Below are 22,312 nucleotides of genomic sequence, written 5' to 3' on the forward strand. Positions count from 1 at the left end.
ATTTAAACAGGGATACAAAAATGAAATCTATGTTTCGGAAAAGCATAACAGCGATAGCAGTTACTGCATCGCTAGGTTTAGCCCTTCCTGCATCTGCATCGGACGTAATTGGTTCTGTTCAGAATGTGGCAAATACCTCTTCTTACACTGTAAAAGTTAAAAACCCAGCAACAGGTTTAGAACGTACTTTAAATATTTCAGAAAATGGAACGTTCCGCTTTGCATCATTACCTTCAGGTAACTATGACATTCAGATTCTAAAAGACGGTAATATTGTTGCTGAAGACAAAGTGCGTGTTTCTTTAGGTGCTAACTCAAAGGCAAACTTTGATTTAGCAAGTGTTGCAAACTCAGGCCCTGAAGTTATTCAAGTTGTTGGTGCACGTATTTCATCAATTGATTTATCGACAGCTGACTCAGGCTTGGTTATTACCGATGCTGAAATCGATCGTATGCCTATCAGTCGTGATCTTACTTCGGTTGCATTATTAGCGCCTGGTGCAGTTAAAGGTGATAGTGCATTTGGTAACACTGCCTCATTTGGTGGTTCATCTGTTGCGGAAAATGCTTGTTATATCAATGGTCTTGAAGTAACAAATACACGTCAAGGTCTAGGCTGTGGTGAAGTACCATTCGAATTTTATGACCAATTCCAAGTAAAAACGGGTGGTTACTCAGCGAAGTTTGGCCGTGCGACGGGTGGTACGATTAACACCACAACCAAAAGTGGTACCAATGAATGGGAATTCTCTGCAGTTGTACAATATTCTCCTGACTCACTTCAAGAAGAGGGTTCTATTTCACGTGGTAACCAAGGCGCCGGACAAATTTTCCGAGACGAAAGCGTAGCTTCTGATAATAGCGCGGATGTCACTTTAGCAGTGGGTGGTCCGTTAATTGAAGATACTTTATTCTTCTATGGCTTAGTAAATCCTCGTGATACAGAGTCTACATACACTTGGGGAGGTGACGAATTCTCACCAAACGATCAATATCGTAAAGAATCAGCATCAGGCGGTGATAACCTTTTCTGGGGTGGTAAGCTTGATTGGGATATTACGGATAATCATCGCTTGAGCTATTTTGCTTACTCAAACCGTCGTGATATTGAGCGCTCTGTTTTTGAGTATGACAATGGTGCGATTGGTGATCGTATTGATGGCGCACTTCTAAAACGTGGTGGTAAAGCACAAAGCTTAAGCTATACAGGTATCTTAACAGAAGACCTAGTAGTTACAGCAATGGCTGGTAATATCAAAACTGAATATGAAACTCAATCTGAGAATCTAGTTTGTCCAAGTGTAACTGACTCGCGTGGTACTTCAAACCCAATCACTGGCTGTGGTGCTGGTGGTAGTTTTGGTGCCAATAACGATGACAATACACAATATCGCTTAGATGTTGAGTATGTGTGGGATGCACACGAAATTAGCTTTGGTATCGATTATCAAGAGCGTAAATCAGAGCGAATCAGCCAACCAATTGGTGGCCATAGCTATGACTATCGTACGCTTGCAGATAATGGTAGCTGGCAAGCTGATAATGGTGCACTAACCAATAACACAGGTGCTGCACTTGATTATGTTGAAGATCGTATCTTTGACGGTGGTGGTAGCTTTGAGTCTGAATTAACTGCTTACTATCTTGAAGATCACTGGCAAGTAACTGATGATTTTGCTGTTAAAGTTGGCCTACGTATCGACGAATTCGATAGCTGGGGTACGACTGGCAAGTTATTAACAAGCTTCAAAACAGACATTGCTCCTCGCTTAGGTTTCACATGGGATCCAACAGGTACGGGTGATACGAAAGTGTACGGTACATATGGTCGTTACTATTTACCAGTTGCTAATAACACGATTTTCCGTGCGGCATCAGGTGTTAGTGATATTACGACTGCCTATACGTATACGGGTGTGGATCCAACAACAGGCGCACCAACAGGCCTTGCTCCTTTAGCTGATACTATCGGCAGTGGTGGTTTAGCAAATTCACAACAAGTGAGTGGTGTACCTGTTATCCCTGAAAAAGATATTTTCCAAGCAAAAGAAGCGGATCCGTTTTCTAAAGATGAGTACATCATTGGTGTGCAACAAGCACTCAACGATGAATATACCGTTGGTTTAAAAGGTACATATCGTGAAGTTGCAACTGCACTAGATGATTACTGTGGCCGTTACGCATACCCATACTGCGTCATGATCAACCCAGGCTCTACATCAAGCTGGTACAGCGATGGTTATTACTGGAATGGTACTGATTGGGGTGATTCAAGCTTTGATAATGACGGTGTTCCAGATGCAGGCTCACTAACAACTTACTCAGCTGAAACAATCGGCTTACCGAAAGCAAACAATGAGTATACGTCAGTTGAATTTAGCTTGGATTACCGCGCGGAAACTATCCGTTACCAATTCGGTTATACTTGGGCACGTAGTGTAGGTAACTTCGAAGGTGCTGTTAAGTCTGATATCGGCCAAGCTGATGCGGGTATTACGCAAGATTTCGACTTCCCAGCAGTAATGGATGGTTCACAAGGTTATCAACCTAACGATCGTCGTCACACATTTAAGTTCTTCGGTAGCTGGGAACCAGTTGAAAACTTAACTGTTGGTTGGAATGCAACACTACAAAGTGGTCGTCCACAAAGCCTATTCGGCCAAGGTTATCCATCAAAAGATCCAAACCTAAATGGTGGCTGGGGTGATACTTTCTACATCTATACCAATGATTGTCCAGACACGAATGGTGATGGCGAATGTCAACAAGACGAAAAAATCTATGAGCAGCACACTCGTGGTACAGCGGGTCGTACTCCTTGGACGTTTAACTTAGATTTATCAGCTGCATATGACTTCACGGTATCTGATATTGATATGCGTGCAACTATTAACGTATTTAACGTACTTAATAGCCAAGAGATGACATCTGCGAATGAGCATTATGAGCAAAATGAGGGTGAAGTTAACTCTTATTATGGTTCTGCGTATACATGGCAATCACCTCGCTCTGTTCGTTTAGGATTTGAAGCTCGCTTCTAAGCATAAGAACAATCAATTTGATTGTCCCCCGACTAAAAAAGCCCGTAAGGGCTTTTTTTATATCTGTTTTTTAGTTTAGATTAGTTTATCGGTTTACATTTTACCAAAGGTAGTGGCTCGGTCGCTTTACTATCTAAATGGCGCACAAAACACATTTTATTTTTGATTAATAATTCAAAACGCTCAGGCATAGCTAGCTGTTTACCCATTATCGGGTTACCTTGCGCATCCAGTACATTCATACTATCAGTCACTAATATACTGCTATTTATAAACGCATCATCGGCTATAGCGACAGGCTTGCTATGCATTAGTCTTGCTATCCCTTTTGCTATTAGCTCACTTTGTGGCTCAGTTAACCGCGCATGCTGCAGTTTCGGTGTTGGCTCTTGGCTTTGAGCACTACAGCCTAGCAGTGTCGATAACAGTAATAGACTAGTTAGTTGGGCTCTCATTAAGGTTCCTACTGCTCTAAAATTTTACTTTGCTGAAGCAAGGTAGAAGTACGGGTATCAAGCACTTTCGGTGTGTCTGTAAAAATAGCCGGTGCAAACCCTTGTTCACTAATCGTTGAAGTGGCGGCAGGGCAGCGGCCAGTCTCACGATAGCTAAGCGCTGTACTTAGCATAGCTTCACTTTCATCGCCTAATTGATGAGTGAAGTCGTCAGCAACAGCGCAGCCTGGGATCATTACAGGTTGAAACTCGCTATCGTTGCTGTTTTGCGGTGCAAAGCCATCTGCATATTCACCAAATTCCTTATTATTGACGCCCGTAAACTGAATGCTGAAATACGTAGTATCACAGTTATCAGTTGGGTAGTAACCATAGGGTTTGCCACAGGTTGTTTCGCCTATTTGAATTACCTCGATGTCGGCACCGCGTAGGCCATTAATCACTGCCTCACTTGCTGAGCAGGTGCTGCCTGTTGTCAGCACAAAAACACGTTCTAGGTTCAACGAAGGCAATGGGGTTCCTGGGCTGACAGCTGGGTTTTCGGCAAAGCCTAAAAACTCATCAGTAAAATAAACAGGCTCTAAGCGATCGCCAGTGATTGGGTTAAACGTTGGATGCTGATCATTAAAAATAGTGCGCTCGAAGATTTTACCTGTGGTGTTACTTTCGCCAGCTACCATGTAAGCAACTTGGCTGGCCATTTGCAGGAATCCACCGGGGTTATAGCGCATATCAATAATTAAATCTTTAACGTTACTTGCAGCTAAATTATTAAAGGCATCGTATAAGGGTTTTTCTGCTACAGCATTATGGCGATTAAACTGAAAGTAGCCTACTTCACCATTGGCGAAGGTCTTTATGTTGCTAACTGCTTGGCCTGTAATAGTTTGTGCAGTCATAGTGACTTCGCGAATTTCGCTGGTATTAATGTCTTTGAATACAAAAGAGGTCACCTTGCCAGACTCTGATGGAAAGAGGCCTGCATTTAATACATCAACCTCAGCTTGGGTGCTGGCATTAACAAAGTCAACGCCATCCACTTCAATGACTTCTAAGCCTCGGCTCAGATTGAGGTTTGCAGCCGGTGAGTTAGGTTCTGTGTAGCTGATAATCCCTTGGCGAGGGGCGCTGGCACTGATTAACTTAAGTTTAAACCCATAACCAAAAGACTGCCCCGATTGGCTCTGAGCTTGCCACTCGTCAGTTGGCAAGCTGGCATGAAAGTTATCTTTATTTGCACCTGAATCAGTGGTGTTTTGGGTTTTTAATAAGGCAAAGTAATTTAAAACACCGTCAGTCAATGCAGGGTCGCGATCAACAATTTCGTTATACCAAAGGTAGGTTTCGTGACTCCAAGCGCGTAGCCAGTGCTTTTCATTAAGTGCTTGGCATTGTTGGTCAAACTTACTTGATGGCTCAAATACACCTTCAGTCCATGTGATATCAGCAGCATCGATAGTCCCTGACTCTGAGCTACCAGAACCACCACAGCCTGCAATGATAAGCGAACACGTAACTGCTACAGCAGCTAAAGGCTTTTTAAAATGAACAAACATAACACCAACCTAAACAGCTTTACTGACCTGAATATAGCTAGTTTTTAAGCAATTAGATAGATTTCGCGGGCGTTTTTATAGCTTAGTTTATGCCATAAACTCGACTGCGAGCACAATGAGTGATAGTGCTCCCAGCAGTTTTTGTAGCTGGTATTTATCTGGCAAACTGGGAAATTACTGGCAAACATCACTCGATGTTCACCAAAGTACTTAACTAAATTATTAACCAGCCAAAGATGTTTGTTTACTGCTATTTGCGTGAACTCTAACCCTGAGAACTTTATCGCGATATTATCGCAGCGGCTGAGTTTAATGATTGCTTCGAGCCATCTTTGCTCATTACTAATAAAGCCTAAATGATTAATTACCACACGTAATGAGGGCAGTGCGGTGCAATATTTAATAATCTGCTCGGTTACCTGCATGTTTTCAATTTCAAACTGTGCTTCAAAGTGTAAGTTTTCGCTTGCGAGCATGGCTAGGTTATCTTGGCAGTGAGGAGTTAATAAGCGCTTTGCTTCATCACCTTCGGTTATATCGCGAATACCAACCAAAGGTGAGTGCTTTAACTCATTGAGTGACGCTTCAAAGTGTTTGCTAGATGCGTCAATCGCGCTGTAGCTGATTGCGCGATAAGGAATGTCATTTAAATGCGTTGCAAGCCAATTAAGCTCATTCACTGGCGCTTGGTTATCAAAGCCAGCTTCAATATGCACCAGCGCTTCTAGTTGAAATGGGCAAGCGGCTTTAAGCTCTGAAGCAGTAATTTGTTTTTTTATTTTATCTAGATTTGGCCAAGCGGGGGGATTGTTACCTTGTAGCCAAGTGTATTGACCCTCAGTGAGGTTAAAAAAGTGCACATGTGGGTCAATAATTTTGTCGCTCATTGCGTGGTGTATCCACCATCAATGCTTTGTAAGCTACCAGTTATAAAGCTTGCTTCTGGGCTTATTAAAAAATTCACCAAAGCTGCAATTTCTTCTGGTTGCCCTAAACGGCCTAGCGGTTGCAGTGCGGCTTCTTCAGCAACAATTTCTGCTTTGTTGGCACCACTGCGCTGACAATATGCATCGATCGCATTATGAAACAGTGGTGTTTCTATCGTACCCGGACAAACCGCATTAGCACGAATGTTAAACGCGGCATAATCGAGTGCTGTCGTTTTTGCCATTGAAGCTAGCGCATGTTTGGTAAGGTTATAAGCAAACGAGTTTGGTTTGCCAATGATTGCCTGATCAGAGGCAACCAATACAACACTGCCGCCTTGCTGGCTTTTCATGCTAGGTAATACAGCTTGAATTGCTGCATAGGCACCTTTCACATTGAGCGCAAACAGGGCATCAAACGTTGCTTCATCGGTATTTTCGATGCTGGCACTTAAATGACGACCCGCATTAGAAATTAAGGCATCAACGCGGCCCGTCTCGGCAATAATTTCGGCGATAACTGACTTCACCTGCTGAACATCACTAACATCACAGTGGCGATAGTTGCCCTCAGACGGGGTGATATCTAAGTTATATACTGTGTAGGCCTCACGCTCTAAACGCTCAACAATAGCTTTGCCAATACCTTTACTGCCACCAGTGACAATTGCAACGTTTGTCATCATTTACCCTTAGTGGCTGTGGCCACAACCGCCTTCACCGTGCACGTGGCCGTGTGATAACTCTTCGGCAGTTGCTTGGCGAACATTAATCACTTCAACATCAAACGTTAGTGTTTTACCAGCAAATGGGTGGTTTAAGTCACAATCAGCATTGAAACGGCCTACTTTAACGATAGTCACTTGGTGGCGACCTTGGTTTGAATGAACGATTGCAGTCATACCTGGCTTCCACACTTTTGTGTTACCTTGTAAGTGCTTAAGTGGAATACGTTGAATAAGATTATCAACTCGCTCGCCGTAAGACTCGCTAGGCTCAAGTGTTACGCTAAAGTTATCGCCAGCCGATTTACCTTCAAGGGCTTTTTCAAGACCAGGAAGCATGCCTTCAGTGCCATGGATATATGAAAGTGGCTCGCCATCTTTACTTGATTCGATTTGCTCGCCTGCTTCACTAAGTGTGTAGTGAAACTCAACCGCTGCGTCTTTACTGATCTGCATGTTATTTCTCTTTAGAATTTAAATATAGGCGCTGATTTTACGCTAACCACAAAGAGTGAGCAATCAAGGCTTTTTCAACGAGCTTTCAATGCCTGACAACATGGCTTCGCTGGCTGGTACTTGCGGCTCAGCGGGTTTTGCTTGCGGTAGGTGCAATGTCAAAATGGTGCCTGGTTTTAAAATGCTAGTGGCACTGAGTTTATTCCACGTTGCGACGTCTTTATGAGGCACGTCGTATAGCTGACTGATACTCCAAATTGAATCACCTGGTTTGACTAGGTAATCAACCGCAATGGTTGCGATGACTTCCTCATGCTGTTCAAGGTAAGGGCTGATATTGTAATCAACCATAAGTGATTCCGGCATGGTTTGGGGCTGTGATAAGCGCAATTGTTCACCGACCTTAATCAGGTTACTTGTTTTGCTATTAAGCGCTTTCAGATCCTTTACAGACATATTAAAGCGTCTGGCAATGCCATAAAGGGTATCGTCTTTTTGCACTATATACTCACCGGCAAAGTTGTTGCGAAACAGCTTACTTTGCAACAAGGTGCGGCGCTCCATAGGTAAAAGCAGAGTATGTGGACCATTTGGCGAGCTTTGGTTTTTTAAATATCCTGGGTTTAATTTGTGGAGCTGGTTATGCCCCACCCCAGATAAGTTAGCGATCACCGAAAAATCAAATTGCTGGGCAACATCAAATTCTGTGGTGAGTGCTTTATTCGCTAATTTAGGGCGCTTTAAGCCTTGTTCAGGATGCTTTAGTAAATAGCTAAGTGCCAAAAGTTTAGGTATATATTCAGCGGTTTCTTTTGGTAGCGATAGCGACCAATAGTCAGTTTTTTTGCCAAGCTTTTTATTTTTTGCGATAGCTTTTTTAACGCGTCCTTCACCACTGTTATAGGCTGCAAGGGCATGCAGCCAGTCACCATCAAAGCGTTTATGTAAGTAACTTAAATAAGCTAAAGCGGCATCGGTTGAAGCGAGTATGTCTTGGCGGCCGTCATACCATTGGTCGCTTTGCACACCAAAATGATAAGCCGTTGCGCCGACTAACTGCCAAACACCAACGGCTTGCTCTGATGATCGTATTGTTGGTCTAAAATCACTTTCAACAAAGGGTAATAGGGCCAGCTCCATCGGTAGCTTCTGTTGCTCGATACGTGTGACGATATGATACAAATAAGGTGCCGCACGTTTATTTACTTTAATCAGGTAATTGGGCTGTTTTAAATACCATTTTACTCGTGCAGATGTATGTTTATTGGTTTGAAATACCAGCGTTAAATTGTTGGCGATATGCTGCCATAGATCTTTCGAGCGAGGCTTTGCTAGCGGGGTATTATTGACTGCTATGGGCGCAGCAACAGGACGTGGTTCAACAGCTGTTGAATCGACAAACTCACTAGGTGCTTGTTGGGTTGTTAAATCGGGCTCATAATGGCTAAAAATCTCCGGCCTTGCCCGTTGTTGTTCTGTTTCTTGCTGAGTTACTTGGCATCCTTGTAAGCCAATAAACAAGCTCAGCAAAAGTAAATATTTCAAACTTACTTGAGCCATATAATAAAATCCTTTTACTATTTTAGCCCTATTTTGACAATTTGCTTTGTTTAAGTCCAGCTTCTAGAAACATAGAAAACGCTCTTTCGCCCACTTCATCAAGCTGGTATTGCTGTTTAACCTCTGCAGGAAAAAGCGGAATTAATTCACTCACTGGTTTATCTGGCGAGGAATTTGTCATCTCTTGAATGGTTTTTAAAAACCTTAAAGGGAGTGCAAGTTCAGCAGGTGTCAGTGGCTTACCGTGACCCGGTAAAATTGTTGTCAGTGTGGTATTTTTTTGGATACCTTGCAGCGTGGTTATCCAGCTAGAAAATGTACCATGCCCAGGATAGGGTAAGCTGTCGACTATATCGCCACCTAACAGCACGCGACCTTGATCTGCACTTAAAGTGAGATCGCCTTTAGTGTGTGCTTGATACGGTGTAATAACGATAGGGTAATTACCAAGGTCTAGCTGTGTTGGTTCAGTAATGCTAATCGCTGGTGGCTTTAAGGTGAGCTCTCGCCAGCGAAATAAGCGTTTTTTAGCAAGTTCTAGTTTGTCGCGCCAAATAGCTTGTTGATCTTCAGGTTGATTGGCAAGGCGTTGATAGCTCAATTCAATACTTTTTTCATAACCATCTAATTTATCTGTCAATGCTTGCTGCATCGCTACAAACTCAGTTGCTACTTGCTGATGCACAATAAGCTTAGCTTCAGGGAACTCAGCCTGTAAAACGGCCAAGCCTAGCAGGTGATCATCATGATAATGGCTCGCTACTAAATAACATAATGGTGTTTTTAAGCGTTTTTTTAACTGCACTGCGAGCTTTTCTACTTCGGCAAAGTTACCACTGGCATCAAACATTAATGCGCATTCTTTACCTTCAATCAGCACTTGATTCGAATCGTAAAAACGCAGTTTATTTTGTTGTTGTAGAAATTGGATTTCGGGACTGATGCTATGCCAGCTAACGCTTGCTTGGGCGCTATAGCTTACGAAAAGACAGATCAAAAAAGCACAAAATCGCATAGTGTTTCGCTCTGATAGTGGTTAGTAGAATTGATTGTAAACAAAAAAAGCGCAGGATGCGCTTTTTTCTAAATACTAAGGTGCTGGCTGAGCTTATCTATTAAGCTGTCATGTTGTTGCTCTTGTTCTGCTTGTTGAGATTTAACTTCAAGCAATTCATGACTTAAATGTAATGCTGCCATCAGCAACGCTTTTTGGTCATTGCGAACCGATGAGCGTTGTTTCATTTGCTCCACTAAGTCATTCAAATTTTGTGCAGCAGCAACTAGGGCGTGTTCTTGCCCAGGTGGGCAAGAGAACTCATGTTCTTTACCTAGTAGCTCTACGGTGACCCGCTGACTTTGTGGGCCGCTCATTAGCTAGCCTGTTGAACGCTTTGTAATTTCTCAAGCAGGCCAGTTAGTGTGCTGCTTGTATCTTTTTGTTTCTCTTCGTTTTCTAGTACTTCTAGTTGCAGAGTTTCGTTCTCATCTAAAAGCTTAGAGTTTTGCTCTTGTAAGCTTTTAACTTCGCTTTCAAGTTCACTGTTGCGAAGAATTAACTTGTCGATCAGTTGTTCGAGTTGGGAAAGAGTTTCGTTATTCATAAATGCGCTCATAAAACTGTGATTATTGTCATGCAAATGTAAAGGAAAGTGTCTTGATATGCCAGCATTTACGGCCGTTTTAGAGGATTTTTATTTATTATTAAGGTGTAATTCAGCGTAGCGGCTTTTTTATTCATTTATGATTCACCAAAACGCCAGATGCTAGGATCATTTTCTGTTTATCATGTACAATATGGCTATTCATTTTTAATGCAGTTTTGCATTTGGCGACTTATAAATATGCTTAGTTATCGACACTCTTTTCATGCAGGTAACCCTGCTGATGTTCTAAAACATCTTGTTCTAGCTGAAGTTCTTAAATACCAAACAATTAAAGACAAACCGCTTGATTATGTGGACACCCACTCAGGTGCTGGCTTTTTTGAACTTGCAGGCAGTGATGCACAAAAAACACAAGAGTATTTAGATGGGATTGCTAAGCTTTGGCAGCATAACAGTGAACACAATGCACTTAATGAGTATATTGAGCTGATTAAATCATTTAACTCAAATGGTAATTTAGATTTTTACCCTGGTTCGCCAAAAATTGCAGAGCACTTTTTACGTCGCCAAGATAACGGTTGGTTCTTTGAGTTGCATCCTCGTGACTTACAGTTACTGCAAGACAACATGAAAGGTAAGCGTTCTATTCGCGTACGTGGTGAAAACGGCTTTCAAGGCTTAATTGGTTTATTACCACCAGCATCACGTCGAGCTTGTGTGCTTATTGACCCTCCATACGAAATTAAAAACGACTACGATACGGTTGTTAACACTCTTGTTAAGGCGCATAAACGCTTTGCAACTGGAACGTACATGATTTGGTATCCGGTTGTAGATCGTGAGCGAATTGACAGAATGGAAGCGGGTTTAATCGCATCGGGTATGCGTAACATTCAGCTTTTCGAGCTTGCAACAGAGGCAGACACCGACGTTCACGGTATGACAGCATCGGGTATGATAGTGATCAACCCGCCATGGAAACTAAAGCAAACAATGGATGCGGTATTACCAGAGCTTGTTTCATTACTAAGCGATAGCAGTGGTTTTTATCGCAGTGAACAGTTAGTTGAAGAATAATTTCTCCAATACAAAAACGCCCAGCAATTGCTGGGCGTTTTTTTATTTAACTGTTGTTAATTCATATAAGTCGCTGCGAAGGTCGCAAGTGGCTCATCACTATCATCTAACAAGGTTAACTGTTCACCATTGATAGAGTACTTAGCTGTTGCCGCAAGTGCTGCAGACATGGCCGCTTCAATATCCATTTGTGATACACACATTTTTTTGGTGCTTGCTAATGGGTTGAATGTAAGCGTCTGCTCGTTAACCTCGTAACTACCTGAGAAGTTATTACATCCTAAGTGACCATTGGTTGAACCATCGTCTTTAAACTGTACGAAAGGTTCTTTATTTTCAACGGTGATAGCCTCACCGCTGATTGTAACTGCTTTCCAATACGTATTGGTCAATGTCACGTCTGGCTTTTTCGCTGATACTTTTGTTACTGTCACCTTGTACACATCATCCGTCGCATCTTCGGCAAATGGATTATTGTGAGTGGTGCTGATGTAAAGTAATTTACCTTGATTCTCAATGCGTGCACTCACACTATAGCGGTGACGGTCAGCAATTTTGCTTTCGTCATACTCAAGTTCCACGTTATATGGTGGCGCACCATTTAATTCAATTTCTTGTTCGCTGATAACCTCTGCTTTGGCATCCATTTTTGATACATCAGCAAGTTGTACTTTTAATACTGAACCCGGTGGCAGCATGCTGCGGTCTAAATAAATAACCTGAGTATTGAGGGTTTTCATTGTTGATTGCTCAGCTTGTGGTGCGGCAGAGTCTTCACCACAACCTGTTAATACTAAGCTGCTCCCTAAGATCATTAAACTGCATAGAGAAGCGCGTTTGAAAGATGAGATGGTATCCGAAGCCATGATTGTTTCCTTGCGTTTTAGGGTTATGCGTCTTTGTAATTGAATAAGCATAAAGTTCGCTGACTTAATCATAGCTTAATTAACAAAAAATGGGCACTAGGCCCATTTTCTTAATTACGGATTCGCTTTAAAAAGCAAATTGAGTGTTCGTTATTTTTTCACGTATTTGGTAAGAATAACAATGCGTTGACCATCAACACGGCCTTCAATATGTTCTGGGTTGCTCGTTAAGCCAATGTTTCTAACTGCGGTGCCGCGCTTAGCAACAAGGCTGCTGCCTTTCACATCAAGATCTTTAATAAGTGTCACAGTGTCACCTGCTTGTAGCACAACACCATTACTGTCGATATGTTTAATATCGTCATCTTCAGCTAGGGCTGTTTGCGCCCATTTTAACGTGTCTTCTTCAAGATAAATCATATCGAGTGCGTCTTGTGCCCAACCGTTATCAGCAGCTAAACGCTTCAACATGCGATAAGCCACAACTTGTACAGCCGGTGTTTGACTCCACATGCTGTCGTTCAAGCAATGCCAGTGGTTTGCAGTTAAATCAGCATTATTTTCAATTTGATCTTTACAGGTTTGGCAAACGTAAATGCATTTATCAGAATGAGCCTCTGTAACAGGTGGCACTTCGTAAACAGATAGATTGTCTGTATTAGTGCAAAGTTCACATTGGTTATTACTGCGTTCGATTAGGGCTTGTTCAATGCTCATAGGAGGCTCTTTTAGTTAACAAGGTAAGAAAAACAGCGCGCATTATAGCAAAAGCAGGTCCAAAGCGGAATATCCCTAATTATTGTAGGGGTATGCTTTTTGTGTATTTATTGATTATGGCATCTAAGCGGCCAGAATTTTTAAGTTCTTTGATTGCTGTATTTATTTTTGGTAACAATGATTGATGCTCACTGCGCAGGCGAATTTTTAGATTACCTAGCGAATGTAATGCACCAAAGCTGATATCTGCATCAAATTGCTCAGCCCAATATAATGCTGGCAGTTTATCAATTATGACGACCTCAATTCGTTGCATTTTTAACGCCTGAATGAGTTGTTGCTCAGAGTGAAAATCAACCCGTTTAAAGCGGTTATCGTCATAATAGTAATAGCCTAAAACAGTCCCTACGGGTTGATTACGAATACTGTTGAGTTGCTGCCATTGAGCCACAGAGCTTTTTAAGCTCACTAGATACTCTTCAACGGCAAACAGGGTGTTTGAGTAACTAAACTGTGGATTTTGTTTTTCTGTCTGGCTCAGCCATTCGGGGCTTATGACATCAAAATCGATATGTCCTTGGTGAAGGTATTTAACGGTTCGTTTTGCAGGAAGCTCGACATGCTGCACTTGAATATCAGCAAGCAGCATAACTTGTTTGATAATTTCAGGAAGGATCCCTGGATTGCTTTTATCATCAATATAGTAAGGATAGTAGTTCCCAGAGCCGGTTACATTGTATTTCAGTACAGGTTGCTGCTCAGCCAAAACTGCTTGAGTAAGAAAAAGTAAAATTAAGAAAATCGAGTTAGAGAAGCGCAATGGTCTGATTGAATTCGTTTTCATGTACCTAGTTTGGTTGGGTTTTTGTTTTTTAGCAAGGTAAACATCTTTCACTATACTTATAACAATAGTAATGTGGAGATAGCCACATCTAAGTGAGAAGTAGAATGTCAGAATTAAGTATGGAAGGTAACAAAAGTCAGAGCGTGACTCAGTATATAGCCCGGCAGCCAATATTTAATGCTGATAAAAGTTTGTATGCTTACGAATTATTGTATAGAGAATCGAGCGATAATGTCTTTCCTGCAGGCACGAGTGATGGCCAAGCAACGGGGCGGCTATTTTTTAACGCGTTAATGTTGATGGGACTCGAGAAGCTAACGGGTTTTCAACCTGCGTTTATCAACCTATCGACCGACGCTATTTTGGATGACTTTCCTAAGCTGTTACAACCACGCAGTGCGGTTATCGAAATAGTCGAGCGGGCTACTAGCATTCCAAAAGTAGTAAGCCGCGTTAAGCAATTAAAACAAGAAGGCTATTTGTTCGCGCTTGATGATTACGATGGCACAGATAAATGGCAAGATATTTTGCCTTTAATGGATTTTATTAAGCTTGAAGTTACGCAGCCGATTATCAAAACCAACATGATGATCAAAAAGCTTAAACGCAGCTTCCCAGAAATCACTATCATAGTGGAGCGCATTGAAACTTATGAAGACTTTAAGCAACTAAAAGCAGCAGGTTGCGACCTGTTTCAGGGCTACTTTTTTGCCAAGCCAGAGCTTTTAAGTTTTGGTAATGTTGAACCATCAAAAGTTGCCGTGCTTGAATTACTTAACTGTACTGCGCAAACAGATTTAAATTTTGATGCAATTCAGCAACGGGTTGCTAAAGATATTGGCCTTACCGCACGCATTTTAAAATTAGTTAATGCTCGTATAAGCAATAGTCAGCAAACAATTCGTTCGATTTCACAAGCGGTTATTTACCTTGGTGAAGACGCGATTAGACAATTTGTACGGGTATTAGCGCTGAGCGAGTTAGGCAATGATAAACCGCAAGAGCTGACTAAACTTGGCTTAACAAGAGCTAAGTTTATTGCGTTGATGCTTGAACCTGGTGGTAAAGACCTAGCTGAGCAGGGTTATTTAGTCGGTTTACTATCCGTACTTGATGCTATTTTAGATATGGAGCTTGATATCATTGCCAAAGAGTTTTCACTGGGTAGTGAGCTTTCGAGCGCACTGTTAAACTTTAATGGCATGCAAGGTGCGAGCTTACAACTTGTTAAGGCGATGGAAGAAGAGCAATGGCAAACTGCTCATGAGCTGCTAATGATGATCCGCCCTGCGTCAAAGATGGATGTGGTTTTTCAAGCTATGTACGATGCCCGTGCTTATGCCGATGAAGTGTTCGCAAGCTTATCATCGGTTACAGACTAAAAGTGCAGAGTTCGTTATGATGCGGGCTCTGAGTATTAAAAAGGTTTGTAACTAATGCGTGTTGTTTTTCCAGTACTGGCTATTTTAATTGCCTTGGCGTTACTAATTCCTGGTGTAACCCAGCCTGTGCTCACCCTAGAAGGAAAAATCGATAAATCTAAGCTTGCCAAAACAGGTATTGAAATGATTGCCGATGAAGGCGATCGCAATACCCGTAGCGTGTTAATGATGGCTTCAAGCATGTTGGGGCTTGATAAGCTCGAAGGTGAAATAGATGCCTACAAAAAAACACGCAGCATTTGGGGCACCGTGAATGAGCTCGCCAATAACAAAAATTACCTTGTTGCCGCGCTTGTTGCAGTGTTCTCGATTGTTATTCCCACTTTAAAACTCCTGATGCAATTGCTTTATTGTTTTTTACCTGCGAATAGATTTAAGCATTTGCTCGGTCAACTCATACAGGGCCTAAGTAAATGGAGCATGGTCGATGTGTTTGTGATTGCATTGATCGTGTCTTATTTAGCAGGTAATGCCGATGGGCAAATGGGCGAGCTAATCAAAATGCATGCCGAATTGGGGGATGGATTTTGGTACTTTACTGGCTATTGCCTGTTTGCTATTGCTGCCAGCAGTAGCATAAAAATAGATAAGCCCTTGTCGAGCGCGTAAATTTTGGGCTACAATTTGGGCAATTAATTTTTAAGGTATGATGATGACGCGACTTTCAAGCTACTTATTGATAGCTATGATGCTGCTCACTTTTGTGGGTCAGTCAGTTGCGTCTGTTGCTATGGTGTGTGATATGCCACATGCCAGTATGCAGATGGATCATCATGCTAATATGAGTGCTGACAGCGACATGAGTGATATGGATTGTTGCCATGAAGACGTAATGGATAACAGCGATTGCGCGTGTCCGTTTAATGCCTGTACAGCTCACTCACTCCTGCCGTTAAATGATTTAGTTGTTAAATCAATTAAGCAATCAGAAAAAGTCACCGTGTTAGGCGCAAGCCAGCTTAGTTTCCACGCAAGTTCTTTATATCGTCCACCTATTACAGCTTAAGCAGGATAGGTCTGTCTAAAATTCAGTAAAACGCTGAAATACTCCTTATTCTGCACCCAAAATCTATTGTTTTTTAACCATTTTTAAGATTTTTGGAGCATGTGATGATTCACAGCAAATTGATTAAGGCGCTTTCTCTAGGCGCAGTATTGATAACCTCAAGTTTAGTGAAAGCAGAGCCATTGGCGCTCAATCAGGTGATTGATTATGCATTGACTCACGAGCCTTGGTTACAGGCAAATAAATACCAGCAACAGGCGATAGAAGCGCAAAGCATTGCGGCAGGTACCTTGCCAGATCCAGTATTAACCGTTGGATTCATGAACTTACCAACCGATGGCTTTGCCTTTGACCAAGAGGGTATGACGCAATTCAAAGTGGGCTTGTCACAACAATTTAGCCGAGGTGATAGTCTTGCCTTACAGCAACAAGCTTTAAAACAATCGGCTGAACAATACCCTTGGCTAAGAGCTGACCGCCAAGCACAGGTTAAAGCCATTGTTAGCGAAGCATGGCTAAATGCCTATCGCGCACAAAAAAGCATTCAACTGATCAGCCAAGATAAAGCCTTATTTAATCAGCTTATTGATATTACAGAAGCAAGCTATGCCAATACACTTGGTGCGACTCGCCAGCAGGATATTATTCGCGCCCAGCTAGAGCTGACTCGGCTTGAAGATAAGCTGGTGATGTTAGAGCAACAGTTTGATAGTGCAAAAAAACGACTAGCACAATGGCTACCTATTGAAATGCTAAACGGTGCAGTGAGCGATGAAAATACCAAGGTGACCGCAGTAATGGCTTATCAAGAGCTTGCGCCATCGGGGGTGACTGAAGTGCTGATGAATCACCCGGCAATTATTGCTATTGATCATGCTATGCGTGCCAAAAACACCCAAGTGAAAGTGGCTAAAGAAGCGTATAAGCCGCAATTTGGTATGAACCTAGGCTATGGCTATCGTGATGATACCCCGATGGGTGACTCTCGCGCTGACTTATTCTCTATTGGGGTAAGTGTTGATTTACCGCTGTTTACTGATAACCGTCAAGATCAACAAGTTAATGCCGCAATAGCTAATGCCGAGGCGGTAAAAACCAACAAACTTATTACCCTACAAAAACTGCAAGGTCAGTATTTTAAAGAGCTTAGCCAACTAAGCCGACTTGCTCAGCGCAAAGCACTATATCAACAGCAGCTTTTACCGCAAATGGCGGAGCAAGCCGAAGCGACTTTAAATGCTTACACCAACGATGATGGTGACTTTTCAGAAGTGATGCGTGCACGCATCAGCGAACTTAACGCAAAAATTGATGCATTGAATATCGAAATAGACAAGCAAATAACCCTCGCTCGCCTTAACTATTACGCAGCAGCAAAAGATAACCAAATAAATGCAGCACAAAGCCAAGGAGCTACCAATGAATAATACAGTCAAATTAGTTATCGCCTTGGCGGTAGGTGCGGCATTGGCAACGGCTTTAAATAAACTAGCTGAGCCAGATCATGAAGCTATGCCAAGCGCTGAGAAAAAGCCCTTATATTGGGTGGCGCCTATGGACAGTAATTACCGCCGTGATGAACCGGGTTTATCGCCAATGGGTATGGAATTAGTCCCCGTTTATGAGGAGCAAAGTAGCGCTGAAGACAGCCCTGGTACTGTGAGAATCTCACCAGCAGTCGTTAATAACTTAGGGGTAAGAACAGCGCCCGTAAGGTTTAAATCATTACAAACGACGGTTGATACGGTTGGTTATGTGCAATACGACCAAGACCAACTCGTGCATATTCACCCTCGTGTCGAAGGTTGGATAGAAACCTTATATGTAAAAGCTGCAGGTGACCAAGTTAAGCAAGGCGAGCCACTTTATACCTTGTATTCTCCACAGCTAGTGAATGCACAAGAAGAGCTATTGCTTGCCCTTAAACGTAACAATGCAGTGCTTATACGTGCCGCAAAAGCACGCTTAGCCTCACTGAATGTTTCTGACGATTTTATTACCCAATTAGAGCAAAGCCAAAAGGTCAGACAAAACATTACCTTTTATGCCAAGCAAAGTGGCGTATTGGATGAGTTAAATATCCGCGAAGGTTTCTTTGTGAAACCGGGCACAACCATGATGAGTATTGCTCACCTAGAAGAAGTGTGGGTTGAGGCTGAAGTTTTTGAGCGTCAAGCAGGGCTAATTCATAAAGGCTTGCCAGTTACTATGAGCTTAGATTACTTACCGGGTAAGCGCTGGCAAGGCAAGGTCGATTATATTTACCCAACCCTTGATGAGAAAAACCGTACCCTTCGCGTGCGATTACGTTTTGCTAACCAAGATGGCTTACTAAAACCAAATATGTTTGCTGAAGTGAGTATTACTACCAAGCCGACTGAGCCGCAATTAGTGATAGCAAAAGAAGCGGTGATCCGCACCGGTAGCCAAGACCGTGTGGTGATTGATTTAGGTGAAGGGCGTTTTAAATCAGTGGCTGTGACGCTAGGTCGTAGTGATAATCATGATGTCGAAATTTTATCAGGCTTATTGAAAGACGATAACGTAGTGGTTTCAGCGCAGTTCTTAATAGATTCCGAATCAAGTAAGAGTTCTGACTTTATGCGTATGCAAGAGCCAGATAGTGACAGCGCAATGGTCAATGGCGTGATCAACAGCATTGACCGTGAAGCCCGCACAGCCGTGATCAGTCGTGAGGCTATCCCTAAGTGGGGACGCGAGGCTGCAACTATGGAATTTCATTTTTCGCCGCGTATCGATATGTCTAGTTTACAAAGTGATGATGAAGTGCATTTTACCTTTAAGTTGGTAGACGGTGAGTTTGTGATTTTTGACATCATGACCATGAGCCACCCTATGCAAGGAGAAATGCAATGATAGCTGCCGTGATCCGTTGGTCAGTCGGTAATCGCTTCTTTGTATTACTGCTGTCTTTAATGTTGGCGGGCTTTGGGATTTTTTCTTTAAAGAATACCCCAGTTGATGCCTTGCCTGACTTATCTGATGTACAGGTTATTGTAAAAACGTCTTACCCAGGACAAGCGCCTCAAGTGGTGCAAGATCAAGTAACGTTTCCTATCACTACAGCCATGTTGTCGGTGCCGGGTGCTGAAACGGTAAGGGGCTTTTCGTTTTTTGGTGACTCTTATGTATACGTTATTTTTAACGAAGACACCGACCTTTATTGGGCCCGTAGTCGGGTGCAAGAGTATTTGAGTCAAGTAAGTGCTCGCTTACCAGATTCAGCAAGGCCTGAACTTGGCCCTGATGCAACAGGTGTGGGTTGGATTTACTTGTATGCGCTGGTGGATAAAACCGGTAAGCACGATATTAGTCAGCTACGCAGCCTGCAAGATTGGTTTTTAAAGTTTGAGCTGCAAACGGTGCCGGGTGTATCAGAAGTAGCGTCTGTTGGTGGTATGGTTAAGCAGTATCAGGTGAATGTCGACCCCGATAAATTGCGTGCTTATGGTATTCCGCTGAGTTTAATTCAAACAGCAATTAAGCAAGGTAACCAAGAGCGTGGTGCCTCAGTGGTCGAAATGGCTGAAGCTGAATACATGGTATCAAGCACAGGTTATATTAAAAGTGTCGCAGATTTAGAAGCCATTCCGCTGGGTACTAATGCCAATGGCACGCCACTGCAATTACGTGATGTGGCTGATATAAAACTTGGGCCGCAAATGCGCCGTGGTATTGCCGAACTAAACGGCGAGGGTGAAGTAACTGGTGGTGTGGTTGTGATGCGCTTTGGAGAAAACGCCGAAGCAACCATTAAACTCGTAAAAGAAAAGCTAGAGTCGCTCAAAAAAGGCCTGCCAGAGGGGGTTGAAATCATCCCTGTGTACGACCGCTCAAACCTTATTACCCAAGCGCTTGATAACTTAAGCTCAAAGTTAATTGAAGAATTAATTGTCGTGGCCTTAGTGTGTGTAGTGTTTTTATTCCATATACGCTCATCGATCGTAGCCATTATCACGTTGCCAATGGGTATTTTAACGGCTTTTGTGGTGATGTATTGGCAAGGTATAAACGCCAATATCATGTCGCTTGGCGGGATAGCGATTGCCATTGGTGCAATGACCGATGGCGCTATCGTGATGATAGAAAATATGCATAAGCATATGGAGAAAACCCCACTGACCGATGAAAATCGTTGGCAAGTGGTGATGGACTCAGCCGCAGAAGTCGGGCCCGCGTTATTCTTTAGTTTATTGATCATCACTGTCAGCTTTATGCCGGTGTTTATTCTTGAAGCACAAGAAGGGCGAATGTTCTCGCCACTGGCTTATACAAAAACCTATGCGATGGCAGCGTCGGCTGGTTTAGCGATTACACTGGTGCCGGTATTAATGGGCTACTTTATTCGCGGTAAGGTTATTTCGGAGCAGAAAAACCCTGTAAACCGCATATTAGTGGCAGCTTATAAACCCTTGTTAAATGCGGTATTAAAAGTACCGAAAACAACATTGGTACTGGCATTAGTGTTGGCTGCTATTGGCTTTTACCCGGTTAATAAAATTGGCAGTGAGTTTATTCCTCCCCTTGATGAGGGCGACTTAATGTATATGCCAACGACTTACCCAGGTATTTCAATTGGTAAGGCCCGCGAAATCTTACAGCAGACCGATAAGCTAATTGCCAGTGTTCCAGAGGTTGAGTCGGTATTTGGTAAGGTTGGTCGAGCGGATACTGCCACAGATCCTGCGCCGCTGACCATGATCGAAACCTTTATTCAGTTAAAGCCAAAATCACAGTGGCGCGAGGGTATGACAACCGAAAAACTGAAAAAAGAGCTCGATAATCTGGTTAAGTTCCCAGGGCTTACCAATGCATGGGTTATGCCAATCAAAACGCGAATCGACATGCTTGCCACTGGCATTAAAACGCCTGTGGGGATCAAAGTAGCAGGGCCAAAGCTGAGCGAAATTCAAAAAATCGGTGAGCAAATTGAAGTCATTTTAAAAGATTTACCGGGTACAGCTTCGGTGTATTCAGAGCGCGTTGCTGGTGGTCGCTACATCAAAGTCGATATTAACCGTGAGAAGGCAGCGCGGTACGGTTTAAACATTGCTGATGTACAACAGGTTGTTGCCACCGCTATCGGTGGTATGAATGTGACCGAAACGGTTGAAGGGCAAGAGCGTTACCCGGTTAACTTGCGTTACCCGCAAGATTATCGTGACTCGCCAGAAGAGCTTAAGTTGTTACCGATAGTGACGCCAAACGGACAGCGTATCGCATTGGCTGATGTTGCCCATGTCTTTATCGAAGATGGCCCGCCAGGTATTAAAAGTGAAAATGCGCGTATTAATGGTTGGAGCTTAATTGACATTGAAGGCAGTGATATTGGCAGTTATGTTGAGCGTGCGCAACAAGCGCTGCATGAGCAACTTGAACTACCTGCTGGTTACTCAATTACGTGGGCGGGGCAATATGAATATATGGAGCGCGCAAAAGCCAAACTCAGTTATGTATTGCCACTCACCTTGGCAATCATTGTGGTGCTGTTATACCTCAATTTTAGAAGCTTTATTGAGGTGGCAATGATCATGCTGACCTTACCGCTTGCGATGATAGGCGGTATTTGGCTGATGTACCTTGAAGGCTTTAACTTCTCGGTTGCTGTTGGGGTTGGTTTTATTGCCTTAGCTGGGGTTGCTGTGGAAATTGGCGTGATCATGCTGGTTTATCTCAACCAAGCTTATCAAGATGCGAAAGCGCAATCAGCACAGTTTACGGTTACAGAACTGCGCCAAGCAATCATCAATGGTGCGGGCCTTCGGGTTAGACCAGTGATGATGACAGTCGCCACTATTATCATAGGGTTATTGCCAGTGCTTTATGGCACTGGAACGGGCAGTGAGGTGATGAGCAGAATAGCCGCGCCTATGGTCGGCGGGATGCTCAGTGCCATAGTTTTAACACTACTAGTGTTACCTGCGCTTTATTTTATATGGCGTAAACGCCATCTATAAATTTTACAGTCAGTGTGTAACTTGTACGCTTTTACTTGCTGCAAGTTACACATTTTATT

General features: G+C 42.9%; 20 protein-coding genes. 8 read left to right on the plus strand and 12 right to left on the minus strand.

The genetic code is table 11. From position 1 onward, the window contains the following. Nucleotides 1-20: 20 nt before the first annotated feature. Entirely contained in the window at nt 21-3,041 is a 3,021-nt protein-coding gene (locus AOG26_RS16470) for a TonB-dependent receptor (RefSeq protein WP_054563504.1), read from the plus strand. 80 nt (nt 3,042-3,121) lie between these two features. Here AOG26_RS16470 and AOG26_RS16475 read toward each other — a convergent pair whose 3' ends face one another. The 9 genes from AOG26_RS16475 to AOG26_RS16515 all read right to left on the minus strand — a co-directional run bounded on the left by AOG26_RS16475 (nt 3,122) and on the right by AOG26_RS16515 (nt 10,320). Then, a complete protein-coding gene (locus AOG26_RS16475) occupies nt 3,122-3,496 on the minus strand; it encodes a hypothetical protein (protein ID WP_054563505.1) in 375 nt (124 codons plus the stop codon). Between the two features lie 8 nt (nt 3,497-3,504). After that, nucleotides 3,505-5,052, minus strand: coding sequence for a S41 family peptidase (locus tag AOG26_RS16480; RefSeq protein ID WP_054563506.1), 1,548 nt, complete (start codon nt 5,050-5,052; stop codon nt 3,505-3,507). A 44-nt stretch (nt 5,053-5,096) separates the two neighbouring features. Then, on the minus strand, nt 5,097-5,939 hold the full coding sequence (locus tag AOG26_RS16485) for an amidohydrolase family protein (RefSeq protein ID WP_054563507.1): 843 nt from the start codon (nt 5,937-5,939) through the stop codon (nt 5,097-5,099). Beyond that, a complete protein-coding gene (locus tag AOG26_RS16490; RefSeq protein ID WP_054563508.1) occupies nt 5,936-6,661 on the minus strand; it encodes an SDR family NAD(P)-dependent oxidoreductase in 726 nt (241 codons plus the stop codon). Before AOG26_RS16490 ends, AOG26_RS16485 begins: the two co-directional genes overlap by 4 nt. Before the next feature lie 9 nt (nt 6,662-6,670). Beyond that, nucleotides 6,671-7,159, minus strand: coding sequence for an FKBP-type peptidyl-prolyl cis-trans isomerase (locus AOG26_RS16495; protein ID WP_054563509.1), 489 nt, complete (start codon nt 7,157-7,159; stop codon nt 6,671-6,673). A 63-nt stretch (nt 7,160-7,222) separates the two neighbouring features. Then, nucleotides 7,223-8,719 carry a LysM peptidoglycan-binding domain-containing protein gene (locus AOG26_RS16500; protein ID WP_152966983.1) on the minus strand — a complete coding sequence of 499 codons (1,497 nt, stop codon included), beginning with the start codon at nt 8,717-8,719 and terminating at the stop codon, nt 7,223-7,225. A 28-nt stretch (nt 8,720-8,747) separates the two neighbouring features. Then, nucleotides 8,748-9,734 carry an MBL fold metallo-hydrolase gene (locus tag AOG26_RS16505; RefSeq protein WP_054563510.1) on the minus strand — a complete coding sequence of 329 codons (987 nt, stop codon included), beginning with the start codon at nt 9,732-9,734 and terminating at the stop codon, nt 8,748-8,750. 68 nt (nt 9,735-9,802) lie between these two features. Continuing rightward, complete coding sequence (locus tag AOG26_RS16510; protein ID WP_054563511.1) at nt 9,803-10,090, minus strand: cell division protein ZapA; 288 nt, start codon at nt 10,088-10,090, stop codon at nt 9,803-9,805. Continuing rightward, nucleotides 10,090-10,320, minus strand: a complete 231-nt coding sequence (locus tag AOG26_RS16515; RefSeq protein WP_054563591.1) for a cell division protein ZapB — start codon at nt 10,318-10,320, stop codon at nt 10,090-10,092. Before AOG26_RS16515 ends, AOG26_RS16510 begins: the two co-directional genes overlap by 1 nt. A gap of 240 nt (nt 10,321-10,560) precedes the next feature. Here AOG26_RS16515 and AOG26_RS16520 point away from each other — a divergent pair, with 240 nt between their 5' ends. Next, nucleotides 10,561-11,400, plus strand: a complete 840-nt coding sequence (locus tag AOG26_RS16520; RefSeq protein WP_054563512.1) for a 23S rRNA (adenine(2030)-N(6))-methyltransferase RlmJ — start codon at nt 10,561-10,563, stop codon at nt 11,398-11,400. A gap of 56 nt (nt 11,401-11,456) precedes the next feature. Here the strand turns inward: AOG26_RS16520 and AOG26_RS16525 are convergent, their stop codons facing one another. The 3 genes from AOG26_RS16525 to AOG26_RS16535 form a co-directional block, all read right to left on the minus strand. Further along, nucleotides 11,457-12,266 carry an META domain-containing protein gene (locus AOG26_RS16525; protein WP_054563513.1) on the minus strand — a complete coding sequence of 270 codons (810 nt, stop codon included), beginning with the start codon at nt 12,264-12,266 and terminating at the stop codon, nt 11,457-11,459. A gap of 150 nt (nt 12,267-12,416) precedes the next feature. Next, nucleotides 12,417-12,983, minus strand: a complete 567-nt coding sequence (locus AOG26_RS16530; RefSeq protein ID WP_054563514.1) for a PhnA domain-containing protein — start codon at nt 12,981-12,983, stop codon at nt 12,417-12,419. 79 nt (nt 12,984-13,062) lie between these two features. Next, nucleotides 13,063-13,827 carry a substrate-binding periplasmic protein gene (locus tag AOG26_RS16535; protein ID WP_054563515.1) on the minus strand — a complete coding sequence of 255 codons (765 nt, stop codon included), beginning with the start codon at nt 13,825-13,827 and terminating at the stop codon, nt 13,063-13,065. Between the two features lie 104 nt (nt 13,828-13,931). Between AOG26_RS16535 and AOG26_RS16540 the strand changes: the two genes are divergently transcribed. The 6 genes from AOG26_RS16540 to AOG26_RS16565 all read left to right on the plus strand — a co-directional run bounded on the left by AOG26_RS16540 (nt 13,932) and on the right by AOG26_RS16565 (nt 22,253). Further along, nucleotides 13,932-15,209, plus strand: coding sequence for an EAL and HDOD domain-containing protein (locus tag AOG26_RS16540; protein ID WP_054563516.1), 1,278 nt, complete (start codon nt 13,932-13,934; stop codon nt 15,207-15,209). Nucleotides 15,210-15,263: 54 nt separating this feature from the next. Then, nucleotides 15,264-15,878, plus strand: a complete 615-nt coding sequence (locus AOG26_RS16545) for a paraquat-inducible protein A (protein WP_054563517.1) — start codon at nt 15,264-15,266, stop codon at nt 15,876-15,878. Nucleotides 15,879-15,921: 43 nt separating this feature from the next. After that, nucleotides 15,922-16,275: a hypothetical protein gene (locus AOG26_RS16550; protein ID WP_054563518.1), complete on the plus strand. Its 354-nt coding sequence runs from the start codon at nt 15,922-15,924 to the stop codon at nt 16,273-16,275. A gap of 104 nt (nt 16,276-16,379) precedes the next feature. After that, nucleotides 16,380-17,702, plus strand: a complete 1,323-nt coding sequence (locus tag AOG26_RS16555; RefSeq protein WP_054563519.1) for a TolC family protein — start codon at nt 16,380-16,382, stop codon at nt 17,700-17,702. Then, entirely contained in the window at nt 17,695-19,152 is a 1,458-nt protein-coding gene (locus tag AOG26_RS16560; protein WP_054563520.1) for an efflux RND transporter periplasmic adaptor subunit, read from the plus strand. The genes AOG26_RS16555 and AOG26_RS16560 overlap by 8 nt, the downstream gene beginning before the upstream one ends. Beyond that, nucleotides 19,149-22,253 (plus strand): efflux RND transporter permease subunit, encoded by a 3,105-nt coding sequence (locus AOG26_RS16565; RefSeq protein WP_054563521.1) that lies wholly within the window; start codon nt 19,149-19,151, stop codon nt 22,251-22,253. Before AOG26_RS16560 ends, AOG26_RS16565 begins: the two co-directional genes overlap by 4 nt. The last annotated feature ends 59 nt before the right edge of the window (nt 22,254-22,312 follow it).

Source organism: Pseudoalteromonas sp. UCD-33C, from assembly GCF_001306895.1.
In the GTDB taxonomy this organism is placed as follows: domain Bacteria; phylum Pseudomonadota; class Gammaproteobacteria; order Enterobacterales; family Alteromonadaceae; genus Pseudoalteromonas.